This is a genomic window from Candidatus Dorea massiliensis AP6 (genome assembly GCF_964245105.1).
In the GTDB taxonomy this organism is placed as follows: domain Bacteria; phylum Bacillota; class Clostridia; order Lachnospirales; family Lachnospiraceae; genus Laedolimicola; species Laedolimicola intestinihominis.
Genome location: NZ_CAXTKW010000001.1, coordinates 137,628 through 158,626, shown reverse-complemented (window position 1 = coordinate 158,626; position 20,999 = coordinate 137,628). Strand labels below are relative to the sequence as shown.

The window sequence follows — 20,999 nt, the reverse complement described above, 5'->3', positions numbered from 1 at the left end:
CAAAATGGCAACTATCAAAAGAACAGAAACGAGCAATGTCACATGGAAAGAGGTTCTGGAAATCATCAATTCCGGGAAAGCGACTGAGAAGCTGAAACCAGGAACGGAGATTACGGAAACCTTAAAGGATGGCAGTAGAGCCGTAATAGCGGTGGCAGCCGTAGACTTATACCAGAACGGTGAAGTTATTTTCTGCTTCCGCAACACTGTCGGGGAAGATCACCGGATGAACAAGGAGTGGACGAACAAAGGAGGCTGGAAAGATTGCAAAATGAGAGGATACCTGAATAGCGAAATCTTGGCTCTGCTTCCGGATGAACTGGTAGAAATGCTTTCACCTAAGAAAACTATTCAGATTCAGAATGGTTCTACTTTGGAGTGTGAGGATCTTCTTTTTCTACCGTCCGAGTACGAGGTTCATGGAGAGGAGATTTATGCAAAATACAACGGGGTAGACAAACAGTTTCCGTTCTACAAGGAGAGAACGAACCGTATTGTTGTTGATGAAGATGGAGACACAACATGGAGGTGGTTGGCATCTCCGAGCGCCAGCAGCACCGCCAACTTCTGCGATGTCGGCAACAGCGGCTATGCCAACAGCTACAACGCATCCAACTCGTTTGGCGTAGCCCCTGGCTTCGCAATCCGTAAATCTTAAAATCCTGCCCCCTAGTGGGGCAGATTTTCTATCAGGAGGTTAGTATGGAATTATACAGAGGAAAATCAAAAAAGACGGGTTCCTGGATCATTGGAACGGTTGTTTGCATGGGAAACAGGGCTTTTGCCCTGGTTTCTCCGAATCTGGAGCCGGAGAGACCGGCGTACAATGGCATGGCGATGGGGTGCGGTCTGGAAGATAAAGGATTGACTGAAAAAGCCTATCTCGCCATGGAATACGGCTGGGAGGAGGCTTTGGAGCGGTACGAGGAAGATTTCCCTATCTGGGAAGAATTAGAGCCGGAAACTGTCACCAGATGCTGTGACAGGCACGATGTACCGGGGAATGTTCTGTTTGAGGGCGATGTGTACCGGAATCCGGACAATCTGTTGTTCGAGATTTGCTACGGGAAGTATATGGCATTTTGCCCGGCAGATAAGGCATGGATGGAAAGCGTCGGCTTCTTTGCAGTCTCCATGGATGTAGAGGAGCTTTACCAGGTAAAAGAACCTATGCCGCTGGGTACTACGGAGGATTACGCTTACCTAGTTGGAAATGTTTTCGATAATCCGGAACTTTCACAGGCTCATAAAGAAGCGGATCCGGGAGCAGCACAGCCCGTACTCATGCCGGCAACATAAAATCTTGCTATGCAAAAATAGGTTTGCATGGTATAATCAACGAAATACACGAAACGGAGGAAATGAAGTATGAAAAAAGTGGTTGTATGGTTAATGGTGGCTATGATGGCAGTATCTGTTTGCGGATGCGGTTTCAGTGATGGTGTGAAAGACGGCATGGAGGCGGCAGCCAACAAAGAAACAGAGACAGAGGGAGCAACTGAGGAGCAGACCGAAGCAGAGGAGACCGAAGTTAAGGAACCTGAGAGCGTTCCGGAAACAGAAGCTGAACCAGAGGAGGAAACACCGGCTGTAAGCGAGGAACAGGAAAAGGCAGAGACTGCTCAGGCTGAGAGTATCAATGTTCTTATGACCGCACCGGTAACGAAGCATGAAGAAAAGAACGATACAAAATGGGCTGAGGTTGTCGTGGATAAAGAGCTTCTGAAAGCTACCACGAATGAAGAATTTGCTGAGTTCTGCAACGAGGTTGTAAAAGATTCTGGTTATAACTGGGTAACAATCTCCTGCGGAGACGGTACCGGCATCCAGTTCCAGGGTTCTCTTTCATACCTGGCTACGTATGGAACGATTGACACGGACGGATGTATCGAGGAAGCTGCCGGAATGATTGTTCTCCAGGAGGACGGTACTTACAAATATTCTGAGAATGAGTAACCAATGTGATCCCGGATGTTGTTTACATTTGTAACATTATGGTTACAATCTTTCAATATCCGGGATGCGATGATGATTTTGTAGAGCGATTCACTACAAAATAGCGATACAACGGAATATGGAGATATGAAGAAAGCCAGGGGCGATTAAACCTCTGGCTTTTCTCTGTAGATGAACGTGTGAGACAATCCATTGCGGAATGTGATAGAGTTAACGGCCCCGTCTTTGAAAACGATGTTGTCTATGATACTGCTGAGAAAAGAATCAAGGACCTCCGGAGAGACGGTAGCACTCAGAGACTGAAAGCTGATGTAGTTTCGGTCAGTGAGTTTCTGGGAGAGTATGAAGTTGCTTGCCTTGGCGATAAATTCATCATCAGTGATAGATTGTTGCAGGCTGCCTTCCGATGCCAGGAACGCCAGCTTGTCTTCGACTTCTTCCAGGGAGTCCGAAAGCTGAATCTTCTGAGTGAGGTATTCGGATTCCGGCATAGCTTTTTCGGAATAGAGGAACAGCTTGTTCAGACGGTCAATAGCTCTTTCCAGACGGACTTTTTCCTTTTTGAGTTTTGATAGCTGCAATGGCGGCTCGGAGCCTGTTTTGATTTTGACGTCTTTTCCGAAGACCTCTCCCTTGATGGTTCCGGTGCGGAGCGTATGAAACAGATCATGTAATCCGTCCGGGGCAATGGCGGCCACCGGGGAGAAAGTATCGCCGGAGAGTAGCTGCTGTTCCAGTTCCTGTATGCTCGTTTCCGGAGAGAACGCCTTTTGAGCGTTGAGCATATTGAGAATGTAGTTGAAGACGAACTCGCCAACGATTGGGTCTGAGGTAGATTTTCCGGTACACCACAGCTTGCTTTTCCTGTGCGTAGGGCAGAAGTAGAGAGAATAGCGTCTGCCAGTAGTCTTCTTTATGGTGGAAATGGAACTGGTCATAGGTTGACCGCAATTTCCACAGATGAGCAGGCCGGAGAAAATGTGTGTGTATTTGCTCTTGCCACTCTTACGAAATGATTTGAGCCTGCGGTTGGATTCCAGGAGTGCAAGGATGCGTTCTTTCTGTTCTCGGCTTACGATGGCCGGGTGGTGGTCTTTCACGGTAATCCATTCGGATTTATCCTTAGGACGCTGCCGGTCCCCTTCCTTAAGGCGGTTGTACTGGTAATCGCCGCAGTAGAATACGCTGCGAAGAATAATATCCAGAGAGACTGGGGACCAGTCATTACCGGCACGAGTCCGGTAGCCATGTTCGTTCAGATACCGGGCCAGATAAACCAGGGAGCGGAGTTCTTCGTATTTGTCATGAATCAGATGGGCGATGTTGTACTCATCGGAGTTGAAGCTGAAACCCTGTTCTTCCGGGTCATAATCGTAGCCGTAAGGAATACGTCCGCCGTTCCACTGCCCGTTGCTGGCTCTGGAAATCATAGTGGCAGTGACACGTTCCGAAGTCATGTTACGCTCCAGCTCCGCAAAGACAAGGATAATTTTGAGCATCGCTTCTCCCATAGCCGTACTGGTGTCGAACTGCTCGTTTTTCGAGACGAAGGTAACGCCCAGGTCTTTAAGCTCCTGGTACATCTCGGCAAAGTCCAGAAGGTTTCTGGAGATTCGGTCAATCTTCCAGACCAGAAGATGTGTGTACGTGCCGGTCCGGAGTTGAGACATCATTTTCTGAAATTCTGGCCGGATGGTATTTTTACCGGAGTACCCGGCATCCTCGAAAATTGTCACATCGTCAGTGTTCAGTATCAGCTTGGCGTAGGCAATCAAATCATGACGCTGCATAGGCAGAGAATCCCTGTCAATCTGATGCAGCGTAGAGACTCGTATGTATATAGCCACTTTTGCGTGAGTGGCGGAACTGTTTGAAATCATATTTTTCCTCCAAAAATACGCCGTCCCATTACAGAACGGCGTATGTCCATTTCTACGCCCTTTTAGTCGGGCAATTCAATATTACATCCCTTAATCCGGCAAAATCCGTTATGTAAGGTTTTAGAGCTTTCAGCGAATTAAGAGAAATATTTTTCTGGTTGGGCTTTTGCTCGTTGAGCACGTAGGTAGGTAGCACGTAGAACTCCCAGTATTCCAGGGCAAGCGGCGAAACGTCTTTTGTCAGTGCTTTGTAAAGGCAAAAAACGTAGAGGTCAGAATGACGCTTGATGTCCGGAGAATATCCGGCTTTCGGGTCCCAGGCTCTGTGAGGGGCTATGCTGAACTGTATATGCTCGTGGTACGCTTCATCCCAGGACTGGAGATAAGAGGCGGATTTAACTTCGATTCGCTGTCCGGTAGGACTGGTCAAATCAAAGGGGAGCCAATCAGTTCGCATTTTCGAATCGGGGGGGGGGGTAATAACGCACTGTGTACTATGTATTCTGCAAGTACGCCCCGGTCTGTATTGTTGAGCAGATCACTGTAAGCCCAGGACCAGAAATCTACTACCGACAAGCCGGTGTCTTCCCCATGAAAAGTAAATTTGTTATCGGATGTTAATTGCTCCATGCAGGAACCCTCCCTTCACAGAGAGAAACTATGCCATGTATGTTGCCACCAAGAGCGAAAACCAACGCCCGGCGGCAGTCAATGTCTGTCAGAGTGTCAGAATAGGTATGGACCAACGGTAGAAACTCACGAACAGAAAGCGAGAGCTTCTTCCGCAGGTGCGCTATTTTGTTGATGGTTCCGGCAGACAGTGATGCAGGCCCTTCCTCCAGAGAAGAACAGAAGGAAGAGAGATAGAGCAGTAGAGCCGCAGCATCGCAATTCAGTTGTTCTTCGGTCCGGGCCAGGAAAAAGTATTTCTTTGAATCCATAAGCCCTCCTGTCCGGTATCATCTGAAACGACGATACCAATCTAAACGGATAATCTTTTTTCATCGTCAAGGTATTTCTTGCTTTCCTCAAGAGCTTTGAGGTAGCCTTTCATTTCCCCTTTAAATTCATAACGTTTTTCTGTTGGCAGAGCCTTGTAAATACTCAGCAGCTCTTTTTCGTCATCAGTGTAGGTTTCAGCCTGTGCGTCAATGCAAGCAGATTCTTTTCCGGTCAGAATGTAGTCGGTAGAGACGTGCAGAAACCGGGCGATGTCTGCAATGTATTTAGCTGGCGGCAGAGTGTTCCGAGCCTTCCAGGTAGAGTAGGAAGACTGGTTAATGCCAAGAAATTTGCACAGTGCATAAGGCGTTTGCTCCCTCTGTTCGAGAACTGTTTCGATTCTGTCGATTGCTTCCATGTAGCACCTCCGTAAAATAATTCGAGAAATCGAAGAAAAACTCTTTACAAATTCGAGTTTTCGAGCTACAATACAATCACAAGCTACAAATGATTCGCAAATGGGAAGTGCTAAATCGCATAAGTAGTTTGTGATTGCGTATGTAGTGTACGTTTGTACCGTTAAATTGTATCATTTTACTTCGAGAAAGTAAACTACATATGCAAAAATCCATCAGAAAGGAGGAAAAGCATAATGCAGGGCAATATCACTGACTGGGGCAAGGAAGTTAAGAAGGGGCTGATTGAACGTGGCTGGTCTATCAACGATTTGGCTGAGAGAATCGGCAAGTCAAGAACCAGGGTATCCGGAGTTGTGAATGGCCGGATTTACTCGGATTCGATTGCAAGTGCAATCAGCGACCTTCTCAACATCGAAAAGGCATCAGCGTCCATGAAAGAAGCAACCAGAGATTGGTGTATGCCGATGATTGAACCACCGGAGGAGGAAGAGGAAGATGCTGATTGTAAGCCAGAATAAAGAGAAGGTGCTGTGGTTCGGAAGAGCCTTTAACGCCCTGGAATATTCAGAACAGGTAGAACGCAAGGGAAAGAAGGAAACTGTCAGACACACAATTTGCATATCTGACGGTTGCCTGGAAGAGATTGCAGAGTATCAGACAAAGGAACGGTGCTTGCAGGTGCTGAAAGACTTCTGCGGTGTATATGAAAGCGAATGTTATACGATTGAGTTCTTCGACGCTGCGGCTCAGGCAACAAGACCGGCAATGTACAAGAAGAATATCGTGTACGAGTTCCCGGCGGAGTAATGTGAAGGAGGGGCGATGATGGAACACAAGATCACAATCATGAAATATCAGACGATGTTTCCGGGGATGACAAAAAAGCTGTTCGATGAGAAAGAGAGATTCTATCAGATTGCAGTTATCAGTATCAGACTGGATGAACTCCAGACAAAAGGTGCGGTACTGCAGAAAATGGGAAAACCAACAAAGAGCGGCACTAGAATGACGTTTGCACCGGTGCGGAGTGCTGGAGAGTATGAGGCGGAGATGCAGCGGATTCTGGAAGATGGGAAAAAGTTGGGTCTGAAATTTGAAAAGAAAAAGGAGGAAAAGTAATGGAGAGCAGTGAAGTTGTAAAAATCAGAGTGGAGAATATATATCCGCATCCGGATAATCCGAGAAAAGACCTCGGAGATGTGACAGAGTTGGCAGAATCAATGAAGAAACATGGAGTCATGCAGAATTTGACGGTTATTCCGGCGAGTGCATTGACAGCAGACCCGGAAGATCAGCCGGATGCTGATAAGGTTTCGGTAATCAGTGATTTCCATGTACTGATAGGACATAGAAGACTGGAGGCGGCAAAATTAGCAGGCCTGGTAGAAGTTCCATGCCAGATTAGAAGCAAGATTTCCCGGAAAGAGCAGGTAGGAATCATGCTGTTGGAGAATATTCAGCGTGAAGACCTTACCATCCAGGAACAGGCCCAGGGATTCCAGATGATGCTTGATTTAGGAGATACGGAAGACCAGATTGCAGAAAAGACGGGATTCAGCAAATCAACCGTCCGGCACCGGCTGAATATTGCGAAGCTGGACCAGGAGAAATTGAAAGAGAAGCAGCAGGACGATGCTTTTCAGCTCACATTGAAAGACCTGTACGAACTGGAGAAAATCAAGGATGTAGAAATGCGAAATGAGATTCTGGATAAGGCCAGCAGCTCCAGAGATATTGTGAGCCGGGTTCAGAACGAGATCACGAATGCTAAGAAGAAAGAGAACGCAAAGAAGCTCAAAGCGAAGCTGAAAAAGATGGGAGTAGAGAAAGCACCGGAGCAGTATTCCCAGCAGATGTACAATGGGAAATGGAAAACAGTGATTGAGTTCAACTTAGCAGACGATGTCCCGGATGAAATCAATCTGCCAGAGCAGAAAGAGCAGATGTACTGGTATGAGACGTGGCGAGATTTGAGAATTGTTACTAAGCCACCGAAAGAGAAAAAGAAGCCAACAAAAGAGGAATTGGCAAAAAAGGAGCAGGAGAGAAAATCGAAAGAGGTAAAGGAGATTTTGAAAGGAAGTGCCGCCCGGAGGAAGGAATTTATTGCCGGAATTATCTCTGGAAAAATCCCGGCTCTTAAGGATGAGAACGCAGCGAGAGAAAAAATCTGGGATGCCCTGGTGCTGATTGGTTATGGTCTGTACGGTTCGATTGCGAGAGGCTTTTTATTGGAGGGCGATGAGTGGAAGTACAGCGAAGAAGAGAGAAAGCAGGCAAATGAGACGTTCAAAGGATTGAGCATCACACATCAAATGCTTGTGTTTCTGCACGGGTCGATGAATACTGTAGGAGAAACCTATGATTATAGCGGACGCTACGCCAAAGAAAAGGCGGATAAACTGCTGAAAGGGTATGAAGCCCTCGAACTGTTTGGGTGGTTCTTTGAGATGGATGAGGAGAAGCAAGTTCTGGACGGAACAAGTGAGTTATTTGCATCTGCGGAAGAAAAGTAAACTACTGACTTGCCAACTGGCGCAAAGTAGGCTATTATAATAGGAAGAAGGAGCTACAAAGTAGCGGTACATAAGTAGTGAAATGGAGGCACGCCCTCTACATAGGGGATGCGATGTTCATCAAATAACATCCAAAACGTATATTTGTAATCAAGCGGGATTGCCGCGCGAAGCGCGGAAAATCCAAACTCGAAAGCAGAAATTAGCAAACAGAAAAGAGGGCGGCTCCGGTCCGCGGACAGGAGCCGCCCTCCTTTCGTCCGTTCTTACTTCTGTATTTTCTCTAAATCTCTGTAGAAAGCCGGATAAGAAATATTCACACAGTCCGCGCCGAGGATCTCCGTCTCCCCATCCGCATTGAGCGCCGCCACGGCGAACGACATGGCAATTCGGTGATCCAAATGACTGTCAATTACAGCCCCGTGAAGCGGATAACCACCTTCAATTATCATACCGTCATTCGTCGCCGTTACCTTCGCGCCCATAGCTGTCAGATTCTCCGTCATCACCGCGATTCGGTCAGACTCCTTCACCTTCAGCTCTGCCGCGTCCCGGATGCTCGTCGTACCTTCCGCAAAGCAGGCCATGACCGCAATCACCGGCAATTCGTCAATCAGAGTCGGAATCAGTTCCCCTTCAATGATACAACCCTTGAGAGAAGAAGTGCGAACCAGCAGATCAGCAGTGGGCTCGCCACTGTCCGTATTTTCATTCAGCAGTGTTACATCCGCGTTCATCATCCGGCAGACACGTAAAATACCGTCCCGGGTCGGGTTGGTTCCCACATTTTTAATCAGCAGCTCCGAATCCGGTGTGATACATCCCGCCGCGATAAAGTAAGCGGCAGAAGAGATATCCCCGGGAACCTGTACCTTCTGTCCGATGAGTTTCGGCTCTGGCTGAATCGCAGCCGTAGTCCCTTCACTTTTCACATTCGCTCCGAAGAAACGCAGCATCAGCTCCGAATGATTTCGGGACAGCGCAGGCTCCGTCACGCTGGTGGGCGCGTCTGCGTAAAGTCCGGCCAGCAGAATCGAGGACTTCACCTGAGCGGAAGCCACCTTTGTAGTATAGTGAATGCCATGTAAGGGCCGTCCCTGAATGCGAAGCGGCGCGCACCCATTTCCGGAAAGGCTGGTAATGGCGGCGCCCATCTGACTTAAGGGTTCGATGATACGTCCCATGGGCCGCTTCTGAATGGAGGCGTCGCCGGTCAGCGTAGTCTCGAAATTCTGACCGCTTAAGATACCGGAAATCAGCCGGGTGGTTGTACCGCTGTTGCCTGCATCCAAAATCGCAGACGGCGCGGAAAGCCCGTGTAGTCCCTTCCCGTGAATCAGAATCCGCTCGCCCTTATCCTCAATGGAAATGCCGAGCCGACGGAAGCATTCAATGGTCGAGAGGCAGTCGGCGCCCCTTAAGAAACCGGTCACCTCGGTGGTTCCCTCTGCCAGCGAGCCGAACATAACGGTCCGATGGGAGATGGATTTATCGCCGGGGATGGTAACTTCCCCGTGTAATTTCTGCGCACGTGTAAATTTCATAAATGTTCTCCTCACAGTATATTTATCGCTCATAAATGGTGTAACGGTATTTGCGAAGCAGTTCCACTGCTTTCTTATAAGCGTCTTCCTCGTAGAGTTCTACGCGGAGCACGGCTTCTTCGAATTCCCGATTGTGGATAATACCGATGTTTTTGATACTGATGCCGCCGGAGGCCAGGATGGTTGCCAGAGTAGCGATACCGCCGGCTTCGTCCACCATATCACAATAGAAAGCGTAGGTCTTCTTTAAGGGTCCTGCGGAAGCTTCCGGGATAGAATTCCGGTAATCCCGGGACGCGGCAAAGAAGGAATGTATCTTATCCGCCTCTTTCCCGGTGATTTCCGTCCGGAGTCGGCTAAGCTGCGCCTGATAATGATCCAGCGCTTTTAAAATATTTTCGGAATTGGTCATGCAGATCTGCTCCCACATATCGGGAGAAGAGGATGCAATTCTTGTAATATCCTTGAAACCGCCCGCCGCAATCCGTTTCATCAATTCGTCGGGACCGTCCAGCTCCTTCACCAGTTCCACCAGAGAAGAAGCGATCAGGTGGGGCAGATGGCTGACGCAGGCCGTGATAAAATCATGCTGGCGGTAATCCAGTACCAGCGGAAGGGCTTTTAAAGAAGAAACCAGGGCAACGAATTCATTGACCGTATCTTCAGGCACGCCTGTGCCCGGCGTGATAATATAGTAGGCATTTTCAATCAGGTGGGTCTTGGCGTTCTCGTACCCGGTTTTTTCAGAGCCTGCCATGGGATGGCCGCCGATGAACTGCCCGGTAAGCCCCAGAGCATCAACCTTCTCGTGAATATCCGTCTTTGTGCTGCCTACATCAGTCAGGAGACAGGTCTTCGGTAACATGGGCTTTAACTGCTCCAGATAGCGGGCGTTAGTCTCCACGGGCGCACAGAGGAAAAGCAAATCGCAGGCGGCAAACTGCTCGCCAACTTCGGAACAGGCCTCGTTGATCACGCCTTCGTCTACAGCTTTTTGGAGTGTGTCCTGACTTCTCATATAGGCTATCATCCGGACATCCGGGTGATATGCGCGAATGGCTTTTGCGATGGAGCCGCCGATGAGGCCCAGTCCGATAAAGCCGATGGTATTCATTTTCATGGTGAAAACTCCTTTTATGTATACAAAATCTCTAAGAATTAAGTTTAAAGTTTTTTGCGGAAAATGTCAACACTAGTTTACATTAACGCATAAAAGTGAATTGCGAAAGCAGAAGAATAAGAAGATAGAAAACGGAATGTCCGGCAGGATGACAAAAATCGATTTTTGCAGATGAATGCCGGATTTACAATATGCTGTATAAAAATTCGCAAAAATAGAAATTACTTGTAAAAAATATATAAAAACTATTGCAATATTGTCAGACTTTTAGTAAAATGTATCCATGGTGTTCCGATGCCTTTCATTTACAGAATAATCTTTTTGACAGATGAAATATCCGGAACTATAAAATTATTGTAATCGGAGGAATAGGCATGAATATTTACACAACTGACAAAATTCGTAACGTAGTTCTTCTTGGCCACGGCGGCTGCGGTAAGACCAGTCTCGTAGAGGCGATGGCATATGTATCCGGCCTGACCACCCGTATCGGTAAAGTGACTGACGGCAATACCATCAGTGATTATGATAAGGAAGAGATTAAGAGAAAGTTCTCCATTACCACATCGGTAGTTCCTCTGATTTGGCAGGATTGTAAGATTAATCTTCTGGACGCTCCGGGATATTTCGATTTTGTAGGCGAGGCAGAAGAGGCAGTGTCGGCGGCTGACGCGGCAATTATTGTGGTATCCGGTAAGGCCGGCGTGGAGGTCGGAACCCAGAAGGCATGGGATCTCTGCGAGAAGTATAAGCTGCCGAGAATGTTTTTTGTATCTGAGATGGATGTGGATCATGCGTCCTTCCGTCAGGTGGTACAGGATCTGACTGATTTGTACGGCAAGAAGATTGCGCCGTTCTATCAGCCTATCCGTGAAAATGAGAAATTTGTGGGCTATATCAACGTCTGCAAAATGGCAGGCCGCCGCTTCACCGATATCGGCAAACGCGAGGAGTGTGAGATTCCGGAATACTCCAAAGAAAACCTGGCTATCTGCCGTGAGGCGCTTCTGGACGCAGTAGCGGAGACCTCCGATGAATTTATGGAGCGGTACTTCAATGGTGAGGAGTTCACCTTCAGCGAGATCCGTGCGGCTATGAAGTTTAATGTATGCGACGGCACTGTGATTCCAGTATCCATGGGATCCAGCACCGAGCTCCGTAACATCCACAACCTGATGAATGATATCGTAGAGCTGTTCCCGAGCCCGGATAAGAAGTCCTGTAACGGTATCAATATGAAGACCAACGAGATTTTCGAGGCGAATTACGATTTCTCCAAGGCGAAATCCGCTTATGTATTTAAGACCATCGTGGATCCGTTTATCGGAAAGTATTCTCTGATCAAGGTGTCCTCCGGTGTTATTAAGTCCGACGATACCCTCTATAATCAGGATAAGGATGCGGAAGAAAAGCTGAACAAGCTGTACATCATGCAGGGCAACAAGCCCATCGAGACCACAGAGCTGCACGCAGGCGATATCGGAGCCATCGGCAAGCTGGCGAATACCAAGACCGGCGACACCCTGTCCACCAAGGCAGCCCCGATTGTGTTCGGCAGAACCGAGATTTCCAAGCCCTATACCTATATGAGATATAAGGCAAAGAATAAAGGCGACGAGGATAAGATTTCCCAGGCGCTGGCGAAGATGATGGAAGAGGATCTGACCTTAAAGAACGTCAATGATTCCGAGAACCGCCAGACCCTGCTGTACGGCATGGGCGACCAGCATCTGGACGTGGTAGTCAGCAAGCTGGAAGAGAAATTTAGGGTATCGGTAGAGCTGTCCAAGCCGAAGGTAGCTTTCCGTGAGACTCTGAAGAAGAAAGCGGATGTGGACTCCAAGTATAAGAAGCAGTCCGGCGGACACGGACAGTACGGCCATGTTAAGATGACCTTCGAGCCCTCCGGCGATTTGGAGACTCCGTATGTATTTGAGCAGATCGTAGTCGGCGGCGCGGTTCCGAAGAACTACTTCCCGGCAGTGGAAAAGGGTATTCAGGAATCTGTGGTAAAGGGGCCTCTGGCCGGATATCCGGTGGTTGGCGTTAAGGCCGTTCTGTACGATGGTTCCTATCATCCGGTAGATTCCTCCGAGATGGCCTTCAAGACCGCGGCAAGCCAGGCATTCAAGAAGGGCTTTATGGAGGCAGGCCCGGTTCTGCTGGAGCCGATTGTAACCATGACCGTAACGGTTCCGGATAAGTATACCGGCGACGTCATGGGCGATCTGAATAAGAGACGCGGCCGTGTGCTGGGCATGAACCCCATTGCGGGCGGCAAGCAGGAAGTCGTAGCGGACGTTCCGATGACCGAGATTTTCGGTTATTCCACAGACCTGCGTTCCATGACAGGCGGAAGCGGCGAATTCTCCTATGAGTTTGCGCGCTACGAGCAGGCGCCGGCGGATGTGCAGGCGAAGGAAGTGGAAGCGAGAGCCTCCGAAACTGCAGAATAATTTTACATAGGGATTATGAAAGAAGGGGAGATAGTATAAGAACAATTACTGTTCACGGCCACTATCCCGCGAGGTGTTTTGGCATGTATATGCCAAAATCCCGAGTTATGCAAGCGCGAAATTACGCGAATAGCGTAATTTCTGTGCATAGCGAAGCGGGTTAATGCGAACGAAGTGAGCAGTAACCAAGGGCATCCGGTTAGCGCCGGGTGCTCTTTTTTGGCTCTTGTAAAATATTCTTTCCGGGGGTACAATAAAAAAATATACGTGTTACGGAGGAAACAGGACATGAAACGACTGTTGTATTATATGAAAGAGTATAAAAAGGAGAGTATTTTAGGACCTCTTTTCAAGCTTCTGGAAGCCAGCTTTGAGCTGCTAGTGCCGCTGGTGGTGGCCCATATTATCGATACGGGTATCGCGAACGGGGACGGCGGCTATGTACTGAAGATGGGCGGCGTCCTGATTCTGCTGGGCTTCGTGGGACTGACCAGTTCCATTACAGCCCAGTATTTTGCGGCGAAAGCGGCGGTGGGAAGCAGTACCGCCATGCGAAAGGCCCTGTTTGAGCATCTGAACAGCTTTTCCTATAAAGAACTGGACACCATTGGAACATCCACACTGATTACGCGGATTACCAGCGATATCAATCAGGTGCAGACCGGTATCAATCTGGTGCTGCGTCTGTTCTTACGTTCCCCATTTATCGTGTTTGGAGCCATGGTCATGGCCTTTACCATTGATATGAAGGCGGCGGCGGTATTTGCAGGGGTTGTCCCGGTACTGTTCATCGTGATATTCGCGATTATGGGCATTACGATTCCCTGGTACCGGAAGGTGCAGAGCCATCTGGACCGGGTGCTTCTGCATGTACGTGAAAATCTGTCCGGTGTCCGTGTGGTACGGGCATTCAACCGGCAGCAGGATGAGATGAAAACCTTTCATCGGGACAGCACTACCCTTATGAACACCCAGCTTTTCGTGGGCCGGATTTCCGGACTCTTAAATCCCCTGACTTACGCGATTATCAATGCGGCGGTGATTCTGCTGGTATGGACCGGCGGCCGCCAGGTGGATGCGGGCATCTTAAGCCAGGGCCAGGTGGTGGCGCTGGTCAACTATATGTCCCAAATTCTGGTGGAGCTGATTAAGCTGGCCAATCTGATCATTAATGTAACCAAGTCTCTGGCCTGTCTGTCCCGTATCAATAAGATTCTGGATCAGGAAACGGGTATGACGGAAGGAACAGTCGAAGAACAGAAGCAGGAGAAGGGAGTTCCCTGCGTGGAATTTAAAAATGTCAGCATTATCTATGAGGAGGGCGCGGACGCGGCCCTGTCCCATGTGAGCTTCCGGGCTTATCCGGGCGAAACCATCGGCGTCATCGGCGGCACCGGTTCCGGAAAGTCTACCCTGGTGAATCTGATTCCCCGATTTTATGATGTGAGCGAGGGCGAGGTGTTGGTGGACGGTCGGAATGTACAGGATTACACCTATGAAGGACTGCGTGGCAAAGTGGGTGTGGTTCCCCAGAAAGCGGTGCTGTTCTCCGGTACCATCCGGGAAAATCTGCAGTGGGGCAAGAAGGACGCCAGCGACGAAGAACTGTACGCGGCGCTTGAGACCGCTCAGGGCCGTGAGATTGTAGAAAAGAAGGAAAAAGGCCTGGATACGGAAGTGCTGCAAAGCGGCCGAAACCTGTCCGGCGGACAGAGACAGCGTCTGACCATCGCAAGAGCGCTGGTGCGTGATCCGGAGATTCTGATTCTGGACGACAGCGCTTCTGCTCTGGATTTTGCTACGGACGCGAAGCTCCGGAAGGCTCTGCGGGAGCATAAAAAAGAAGCTACGGTCTTCCTGGTATCCCAGCGGGCGGCGACCATCCGGCAGGCGGACAAGATTATCGTGCTGGATGACGGCGCGGTAGCGGGCATCGGAAAGCACGAAGAACTGTATCAGAATTGTGAAGCATATCGGGAGATCTGTAACTCCCAGGTTTCGGCAGAGGAGGAAAAAGCACATGAAGCGTAAATCCACATTAAAAAGAGTCCTTTGCTATATCGAAGGGTATCGACGGTATCTGCTGGCGTCCATTCTGCTGGCGGTTCTGACCGTGGCCCTGACCCTGTATGCGCCGATTCTCACCGGTGACGCCATCGACTATATGATTGGAAAAGGAGCGGTAGACTTTGCGGCCCTGTTAAAGCTTCTGACAAAGCTTGGCGTCATCATCGGAGCCACCTCCGTATTCCAGTGGATCATGAACCTCTGCAACAACCACATCACGTATAAGGTCGTGATGGATGTGCGGACCGAGGCTTTTGACCATATGCAGGATCTGCCCTTAAGCTATATTGACAGCCATCCCCAGGGAGATATCGTCAGCCGCCTGATTGCGGATATCGACCAGTTTTCCGATGGTCTGCTGATGGGCTTTACCCAGTTATTTACAGGCGTGATGACCATTCTGGGAACCCTGCTGTTCATGCTTTCGGTCAATGTAGGCATCACATTGGTAGTGGTCTGCATTACGCCGCTGTCCCTTCTGGTGGCCGGCTTTATCGCCAGACGGACCCACAGCATGTTCAAGCTTCAGTCTGAGACCAGAGGAGAGCTTACCGGACTGATTGATGAGATGGTAGGAAATCAGAAGGTGGTCAAAGCTTTTGGACATGAGGAGGAGGCCATCGCCCGGTTTGACGAGATTAACCAGAAGCTTCAGAAGCACAGTCTGCGGGCGATTTTCTATTCGTCAATTACCAACCCGGCGACCCGTTTTGTCAACAGTATGGTGTACGCGGGCGTAGGTGTGGCAGGTGCTTTCGCGGCCATCCGTGGCGCCCTGAGCGTGGGTCAGCTGTCCTGCTTCTTAAGCTACGCAAACCAGTATACCAAGCCTTTTAATGAGATCTCCGGTGTAGTCACCGAGCTTCAGAACGCCCTGGCCTGCGCGGAGCGTGTCTTTGACTTCATCGACCGGGAGCCCATGAGCGCCGATCCGGCGGACGGCCCCCATATCGAGAAGGCGGAAGGCAGTGTGGATCTGGAAAATGTGGCATTTTCCTATACCAAGGATCGGGAACTGATTAAAAACCTGAATCTGCATGTGAAGCCCGGTCAGAGAATTGCCATCGTCGGTCCCACCGGCTGCGGCAAGAGCACCCTGATTAATTTGCTGATGCGTTTCTACGATGTGGACGAGGGCTGCATCTCTGTGGACGGAACCCCGATTCAGGATCTGACCCGGGAAAATCTGCGGCAGCAGTACGGTATGGTATTGCAGGAGACCTGGCTGAAGTCCGCGACGGTCCGCGACAACATTTCCTATGGAAAGCCGGACGCCACGGAGGAGGAGATTATCGAGGCGGCGAAAGCGTCCCACGCCCACAGCTTCATCCGGCGTCTGCCGAAGGGTTATGACACGGTGCTTTCCGAGGATGGAGGCAGCCTTTCTCAGGGACAGAAGCAGCTTCTGTGTATCTCCCGCGTCATGCTGTGCCTGCCGCCCATGCTGATTCTGGACGAGGCCACATCCAGCATTGATACCCGTACGGAGCTGAAGATTCAAAATGCCTTCGCGAAAATGATGGAGGGCCGTACCAGCTTTATCGTAGCCCACCGTCTGTCTACCATTCGGGAGGCGGATGTGATTCTGGTTATGCGGGACGGACAGATTGTCGAGCAGGGTACCCACGAAAGCTTGCTTGCGGCCAATGGCTTCTACGCGGAGCTTTATAACAGCCAGTGGGCCGTGTAAAAGACCGATTTTGCTTGACAAAGCAGTCTGGTGTGATATGATAAAATGCAGTGAGAATTCGTAAATTGTAACCCGAAGTAATTGCGAAGATTCTTATTTTTACAAGATAAACAAGAGGAGTGGAAAGAAATGGCAGTACCATTTAACCACCGCGCGGTGGAAGAGAAGTGGCGCAAGCACTGGGAAGAGCATCCGGTGAACGTCAACGACGGGAAAAAACCGAAATACTATTGTCTGGATATGTTCCCCTATCCGTCAGGCAACGGACTTCATGTAGGTCACTGGAGAGGCTATGTTATCAGTGATGTATGGAGCCGCTACAAGCTGATGCAGGGACATTACATCATTCATCCCATGGGATGGGACGCATTCGGACTTCCGGCTGAGAACTACGCCATCAAGATGGGCGTACACCCGGCAAAGTCTACCGCAGAGAATGTGGCTAATATCAAGAGACAGATTAACGATATCGCAGCCCTTTACGACTGGGATATGGAAGTGAATACAACAGATCCGAAGTTCTATAAGTGGACACAGTGGATTTTTGTACAGATGTTCAAAAAGGGCCTGGCGTATGAAAAGGAGTTCCCCATCAACTGGTGTCCGTCCTGTAAGACCGGTCTGGCAAATGAGGAAGTGGTCAACGGCTGCTGCGAGCGCTGCGGCACTCCGGTTACCAAGAAGAATCTGCGTCAGTGGATGCTGAAGATCACCGCATATGCAGACCGCCTGCTGAACGACCTGGACAAGCTGGACTGGCCGGAGAAGGTTAAGAAGATGCAGACCGACTGGATCGGCAAGTCTTACGGTGCTGAGGTGGATTTCAAGGTAGAGAACAGTGATGAGAAGATCACCGTATATACCACACGTCCGGATACTCTGCACGGCGCGACCTTTATGGTACTGGCTCCGGAGCATGCGCTGGCTGCCAAGCTGGCTACCGATGAGACCAGAGCGGCAGTAGAGGATTACATTTTCAAGTCTTCCATGCGTTCCAACGTGGATCGTGTACAGGATAAGGAAAAGACCGGCGTATTTACCGGAAGCTACGCGATCAATCCCATCAACGGAGCAAAGGTTCCCATCTGGCTTTCCGATTACGTACTGGCTGACTATGGTACCGGCGCCATCATGTGCGTACCGGCCCATGACGACCGTGACTTTGAGTTCGCGAAGAAATTCAACATTCCGATCATCCAGGTTATTGCCAAGGATGGCAAGGAAATTGAAAATATGACTGAGGCTTATACCGAGGCCAGCGGAACCATGATCAATTCCGGCGAGTGGAACGGCATGGAGTCTGCAGTCCTGAAGAAGGAAGCGCCGCTTATCATCGAGAAGATGGGCGTGGGCAAGAAGACCGTCAACTATAAGCTGCGTGACTGGGTATTCTCCCGTCAGCGTTACTGGGGCGAGCCGATTCCGATCATCCATTGTCCGAAGTGCGGCAACGTACCGGTTCCGGAAGATCAGCTTCCGCTGGAGCTGCCGGAGGTAGAAAGTTATCAGCCGACAGGTACCGGAGAGTCACCTCTCGCTGCCATTGATGAGTGGGTCAACACCACCTGCCCGTGCTGCGGCGCGCCTGCAAAGAGAGAGACCAACACCATGCCCCAGTGGGCAGGTTCCTCCTGGTATTTCCTGCGCTACGTGGACAATCACAACGATGAGGAGCTGGTAAGCAAGGAGAAGGCAGATAAGTATCTGCCGGTAGATATGTACATCGGCGGCGTCGAGCATGCGGTACTGCATCTTTTGTACTCCCGTTTCTATACCAAGTTCCTGCATGATATCGGTGTCATCGACTTTGACGAGCCGTTTACCAAGCTGTTCAATCAGGGTATGATCACCGGTAAGAACGGCATCAAGATGAGTAAGTCCAAAGGAAACGTGGTTTCCCCGGACGACCTGATCCGCGATTATGGCTGCGACGCTCTGAGAATGTATGAGATGTTCGTAGGACCGCCCGAGCTGGATGCTGAGTGGGACGACAGGGGAATCGATGGCGTATCCCGTTTCCTGAAGCGTTTCTGGAACCTGGTTCTGGACAACAAGGACAAGGGAACCGCGGAAACTCCGGAGAGTGTCAAGATCCGTCACAAGATGGTCTACGACATTACTACCCGTCTGAACAGCTTCAGCCTGAACACCGTTATCTCCGGTTTCATGGAGTACAATAACAAGCTCATCGATCTGGCAAAGCGCCAGGATGGTCTGGACAAAGAGACACTGGAGACAGCCGTAACCCTGATTGCGCCTTTCGCTCCGCATATCGCAGAGGAGCTTTGGGAGCAGTTGGGTCACAGTGAGACTGTATTTGCTCATGGATGGCCGGATGCGGATGAGGAAGCCATGAAGGACGACGAGATCGAGATCGCCGTACAGGTCAATGGTAAGACCCGTGGAACCGTTACCATTTCCAGCAGCGCAGCTAAGGAAGACGCTATCGCGGCTGGTAAGGAAGTAGTAGCAGACTGGCTGAAGGGCACCATCGTAAAAGAAATTTACGTGCCCGGAAGAATCATCAATATTGTGGTAAAACCGTAATGGATGAACAAACTAATAAAAAAGAGGAGCTGCGGGACGTGGTCCCGCAGCTTGAAAATCGGTTCCGGATTACCATCTGGAACCGATTAATCGTTCTTGCAAAATGGCTGATATTCGCTGCACTGACCGGCCTGGCGTTGGGTCTTGTAGGAACCGCCTTCGGAAAAGGCGTTTCCATGGCTACGTCTTTTCGTATGGCTCATCCCTGGATCCTGTACGGTCTGCCCTTCGCGGGCGTTCTGATTGTCTGGATGTATCAATGGGAGCGCAAACAGGAGCGCAGCAGCACCAATATGGTTCTGGATGCCATTCACGCGGAGCGTGAGATACCCTTAAAGACAGCGCCGCTGATCTTCATCTCTACGATCCTGACCCATCTCTTCGGCGGTTCCGCCGGACGTGAGGGCGCGGCCCTGCAGCTGGGCGGAAGCATCGGCAACTTTCTGGGCAAAATTCTGCGTATCGACGAAAATGATCGCCGTGTTATGATCATGGCCGGTATGAGCGCCGCCTTTTCCGCCCTGTTTGGAACCCCCATGGCAGCGACTGTCTTTTCCATGGAAGTCGTAAGCGTCGGCATCATGCACTACGCGGCTCTGGTACCCTGTGTGGTGGCTTCGTACATCGCCTATGGGGTAGCCTGCCACTTCGGGCTGACCGGAGAGCGTTTTTCTCTGGGAACTTTGCCGGAATTCAATCTCCCGAATGCAGGCAAAATCCTGTTCCTGGGATTTTGCTGTGCCGCAGTCAGCATCCTGTTCTGCGTCGTTTTACATAAAACAGAAGAGATATTTGCGGAAAAAATCAAGAATGCCTTTGTGCGCCCCCTGGTATCAGGCGTCCTGATCATCATTTTAACGATGCTTCTGGGAACCACAGATTACCTGGGTACCGGCATGCAGGTAGTAGAACGGGCTGTAGTCGACCAACAGGTTGTCTGGTGCGCCTTCCTTTTGAAGATTGTATTCACCGCCATCACCCTGTCCGGCGGCTTCAAGGGCGGCGAGATCGTCCCCACCTTCTTTGTAGGAGCTACCTTCGGCTGCCTCATGGGTCAGATCCTGCACATCTCCCCATCCCTGGCCGCCGCCTGCGGCATGGCCGCAGTATTTTGCGGCGTCACCAACAGCCCTATCTCCTCGCTGCTGATCAGCCTTGAGATGTTCGGCTTCGAAGGAGCCCCGTTTTACTTTGTGGCCATTGCCATCAGCTACATGCAGTCCGGCTACTACGGCCTCTACCGCAGCCAGAAGATCATGTATTCCAAAGTAAAGACACAGTTCATCAACCGTAATGCCAAGGAATAGGTGGTGTGCGACATAGAAAGTCAGAAAAAGGCCGGCGGAAAATTTTTCCGCCAGCCTTTTTCGTCCGTTACTTCATAAAACTCCGCGCCAGCTTCACCATCTGCTCCATCCGCGCCACCTCTTCCTCCGACTTTCCCTGCTTCAGCGTATTAAAAATCTCCTGAAACTCCCCCTCCGACATCGGATGATCCGAACTCTTCGCCATATTCATAATCTTCTGAAACTCCCTGGGATCCATACGCTCACTCCCTTCCGGCGTACCATCAAAAGAAGCCTGCCCGTCATCAGCACAGCGATCAGAACCAGAGCCGGGTGTTTGCACAGCCGTCATTTCAGCCATCATGCTGGAATACTGCATATAAGTAGTCAGTATTTCCATCATGCGAATCAGAGAATCGATTTTTCGATTCAACTCATTGCATTTATGCTGAAGCTCATAGAGGATCCGATAGCGCTCGTCGCCAGGCTTCATCTGAGTGCCTCCGGTTTTTTGTAATAAATATATGGGAAAATAGAAGAAGTATGAATGAAAAAATATGGCTGCCAATGAGGCTG

The 20,999-nt window shown here is 50.0% G+C and carries 19 protein-coding genes; 12 read left to right on the top strand and 7 right to left on the bottom strand.

Annotation, left to right across the window (positions count from 1 at the left end; translation table 11 throughout):
• The first annotated feature begins 4 nt into the window (after nt 1–4).
• The 3 genes from ACESZP_RS00825 to ACESZP_RS00815 all read left to right on the top strand — a co-directional run bounded on the left by ACESZP_RS00825 (nt 5) and on the right by ACESZP_RS00815 (nt 1,956).
• The gene (locus ACESZP_RS00825; protein WP_499707727.1) at nt 5–658 is read left to right on the top strand and encodes a DUF6273 domain-containing protein; all 654 of its coding nucleotides are present in this window, start codon (nt 5–7) and stop codon (nt 656–658) included.
• A 44-nt stretch (nt 659–702) separates the two neighbouring features.
• Nucleotides 703–1,299 carry a hypothetical protein gene (locus ACESZP_RS00820; protein ID WP_499707726.1) on the top strand — a complete coding sequence of 199 codons (597 nt, stop codon included), beginning with the start codon at nt 703–705 and terminating at the stop codon, nt 1,297–1,299.
• A 69-nt stretch (nt 1,300–1,368) separates the two neighbouring features.
• Nucleotides 1,369–1,956 carry a hypothetical protein gene (locus ACESZP_RS00815; RefSeq protein ID WP_499707725.1) on the top strand — a complete coding sequence of 196 codons (588 nt, stop codon included), beginning with the start codon at nt 1,369–1,371 and terminating at the stop codon, nt 1,954–1,956.
• A gap of 146 nt (nt 1,957–2,102) precedes the next feature.
• Here ACESZP_RS00815 and ACESZP_RS00810 read toward each other — a convergent pair whose 3' ends face one another.
• The 4 genes from ACESZP_RS00810 to ACESZP_RS00795 form a co-directional block, all read right to left on the bottom strand.
• Nucleotides 2,103–3,836 carry a recombinase family protein gene (locus ACESZP_RS00810; RefSeq protein WP_499707724.1) on the bottom strand — a complete coding sequence of 578 codons (1,734 nt, stop codon included), beginning with the start codon at nt 3,834–3,836 and terminating at the stop codon, nt 2,103–2,105.
• Nucleotides 3,837–3,888: 52 nt separating this feature from the next.
• Nucleotides 3,889–4,266 carry a hypothetical protein gene (locus ACESZP_RS00805; protein ID WP_379690960.1) on the bottom strand — a complete coding sequence of 126 codons (378 nt, stop codon included), beginning with the start codon at nt 4,264–4,266 and terminating at the stop codon, nt 3,889–3,891.
• A gap of 187 nt (nt 4,267–4,453) precedes the next feature.
• Entirely contained in the window at nt 4,454–4,777 is a 324-nt protein-coding gene (locus tag ACESZP_RS00800) for a hypothetical protein (RefSeq protein WP_101872432.1), read from the bottom strand.
• A gap of 41 nt (nt 4,778–4,818) precedes the next feature.
• Nucleotides 4,819–5,196 (bottom strand): helix-turn-helix domain-containing protein, encoded by a 378-nt coding sequence (locus ACESZP_RS00795; protein WP_101872433.1) that lies wholly within the window; start codon nt 5,194–5,196, stop codon nt 4,819–4,821.
• Nucleotides 5,197–5,430: 234 nt separating this feature from the next.
• Here ACESZP_RS00795 and ACESZP_RS00790 point away from each other — a divergent pair, with 234 nt between their 5' ends.
• From ACESZP_RS00790 to ACESZP_RS00775, 4 genes are read left to right on the top strand one after another with little or no spacing between them, the layout of a single operon-like run.
• Nucleotides 5,431–5,715 (top strand): helix-turn-helix domain-containing protein, encoded by a 285-nt coding sequence (locus ACESZP_RS00790; RefSeq protein ID WP_499707723.1) that lies wholly within the window; start codon nt 5,431–5,433, stop codon nt 5,713–5,715.
• Entirely contained in the window at nt 5,693–6,004 is a 312-nt protein-coding gene (locus ACESZP_RS00785; protein ID WP_499707722.1) for a long-chain fatty acid--CoA ligase, read from the top strand. Before ACESZP_RS00790 ends, ACESZP_RS00785 begins: the two co-directional genes overlap by 23 nt.
• A 15-nt stretch (nt 6,005–6,019) precedes the next feature.
• A complete protein-coding gene (locus ACESZP_RS00780; RefSeq protein WP_158563052.1) occupies nt 6,020–6,316 on the top strand; it encodes a hypothetical protein in 297 nt (98 codons plus the stop codon).
• On the top strand, nt 6,316–7,713 hold the full coding sequence (locus tag ACESZP_RS00775) for a ParB/RepB/Spo0J family partition protein (RefSeq protein WP_499707721.1): 1,398 nt from the start codon (nt 6,316–6,318) through the stop codon (nt 7,711–7,713). The genes ACESZP_RS00780 and ACESZP_RS00775 overlap by 1 nt, the downstream gene beginning before the upstream one ends.
• Nucleotides 7,714–7,979: 266 nt before the next feature.
• Here the strand turns inward: ACESZP_RS00775 and aroA are convergent, their stop codons facing one another.
• On the bottom strand, nt 7,980–9,257 hold the full coding sequence (aroA, locus tag ACESZP_RS00770; RefSeq protein ID WP_499707720.1) for a 3-phosphoshikimate 1-carboxyvinyltransferase: 1,278 nt from the start codon (nt 9,255–9,257) through the stop codon (nt 7,980–7,982).
• Nucleotides 9,258–9,279: 22 nt separating this feature from the next.
• Nucleotides 9,280–10,377, bottom strand: a complete 1,098-nt coding sequence (locus ACESZP_RS00765) for a prephenate dehydrogenase (RefSeq protein ID WP_499707719.1) — start codon at nt 10,375–10,377, stop codon at nt 9,280–9,282.
• A 374-nt stretch (nt 10,378–10,751) separates the two neighbouring features.
• On the opposite strand from ACESZP_RS00765, the gene ACESZP_RS00760 reads away from it, so the two are divergent.
• The 5 genes from ACESZP_RS00760 to ACESZP_RS00740 all read left to right on the top strand — a co-directional run bounded on the left by ACESZP_RS00760 (nt 10,752) and on the right by ACESZP_RS00740 (nt 20,444).
• Complete coding sequence (locus tag ACESZP_RS00760) at nt 10,752–12,833, top strand: elongation factor G (RefSeq protein WP_499707718.1); 2,082 nt, start codon at nt 10,752–10,754, stop codon at nt 12,831–12,833.
• Between the two features lie 288 nt (nt 12,834–13,121).
• Entirely contained in the window at nt 13,122–14,864 is a 1,743-nt protein-coding gene (locus tag ACESZP_RS00755) for an ABC transporter ATP-binding protein (RefSeq protein ID WP_499707717.1), read from the top strand.
• Nucleotides 14,854–16,590: an ABC transporter ATP-binding protein gene (locus tag ACESZP_RS00750; RefSeq protein ID WP_499707716.1), complete on the top strand. Its 1,737-nt coding sequence runs from the start codon at nt 14,854–14,856 to the stop codon at nt 16,588–16,590. The genes ACESZP_RS00755 and ACESZP_RS00750 overlap by 11 nt, the downstream gene beginning before the upstream one ends.
• A gap of 129 nt (nt 16,591–16,719) precedes the next feature.
• Nucleotides 16,720–19,137, top strand: a complete 2,418-nt coding sequence (gene leuS, locus ACESZP_RS00745) for a leucine--tRNA ligase (RefSeq protein ID WP_349165101.1) — start codon at nt 16,720–16,722, stop codon at nt 19,135–19,137.
• The gene (locus ACESZP_RS00740) at nt 19,137–20,444 is read left to right on the top strand and encodes a chloride channel protein (RefSeq protein WP_499707715.1); all 1,308 of its coding nucleotides are present in this window, start codon (nt 19,137–19,139) and stop codon (nt 20,442–20,444) included. The genes leuS and ACESZP_RS00740 overlap by 1 nt, the downstream gene beginning before the upstream one ends.
• Nucleotides 20,445–20,511: 67 nt before the next feature.
• On the opposite strand, the gene ACESZP_RS00735 is transcribed toward ACESZP_RS00740, so the two are convergent.
• A complete protein-coding gene (locus ACESZP_RS00735; protein ID WP_499707714.1) occupies nt 20,512–20,916 on the bottom strand; it encodes a hypothetical protein in 405 nt (134 codons plus the stop codon).
• Nucleotides 20,917–20,999: the final 83 nt, after the last annotated feature.